Raw genomic sequence first — 814 nt, 5'->3', positions numbered from 1 at the left:
GTCCACCTTCATCAAGGAGGAGCTGGCCCAGTCCGACCGTCCCGAGCTGGGTGCCGCCAAGGTGGTCATCTCCGGTGGCCGCGGCATGGGCAACGGCGAGAACTTCAAGCTCCTCGACGGCATCGCCGACAAGCTGGGCGCGGCCATCGGCGCCTCGCGTGCCGCGGTGGACGCCGGCTTCGTTCCCAACGACATGCAGGTGGGCCAGACCGGCAAGATCGTCGCCCCGGACCTCTACATCGCCGTGGGCATCTCGGGTGCCATCCCGCCGGCGACTATACCCACGTGCTGGCGGTGGCCTCCACCACCGGCAAGAACGTGCTGCCCCGGGTCGCCGCGCTCAAGGCCGTGGCGCAGATTTCCGCGATCATCGCCGTCGAGTCCGCGGATACCTTCAAACGCCCGATCTACGCCGGCAACGCCATCGCCACAGTGCAGAGCGAGGACGCGCTGAAGGTGATCACCGTGCGCACCACCGGCTTCGATGCGGTGGGTGAGGGCGGCAGCGCCGCCATCGAGGCCGTGGACTTCGTGGCCGACAACGCCCAGTCCACCTTCATCAAGGAGGAGCTGGCCCAGTCCGACCGTCCCGAGCTGGGTGCCGCCAAGGTGGTCATCTCCGGTGGCCGCGGCATGGGCAACGGCGAGAACTTCAAGCTCCTCGACGGCATCGCCGACAAGCTGGGCGCGGCCATCGGCGCCTCGCGTGCCGCGGTGGACGCCGGCTTCGTTCCCAACGACATGCAGGTGGGCCAGACCGGCAAGATCGTCGCCCCGGACCTCTACATCGCCGTGGGCATCTCGGGTGCCATCC

The 814-nt window shown here is 68.8% G+C and carries 2 pseudogenes; both read left to right on the top strand.

What is annotated here, in order from left to right:
* A pseudogene (locus AOG27_RS21365) lies at positions 1-265 on the top strand (FAD-binding protein); the annotation flags it as partial.
* An 8-nt stretch (positions 266-273) separates the two neighbouring features.
* Positions 274-814, top strand: a pseudogene (locus AOG27_RS21360) (electron transfer flavoprotein subunit alpha/FixB family protein); the annotation flags it as partial.

The organism is Pseudoalteromonas lipolytica, assembly GCF_001306915.1.
Lineage (GTDB): Bacteria > Pseudomonadota > Gammaproteobacteria > Enterobacterales > Alteromonadaceae > Pseudoalteromonas > Pseudoalteromonas simplex.
This window is presented reverse-complemented; position numbering and strand designations above follow the sequence as displayed.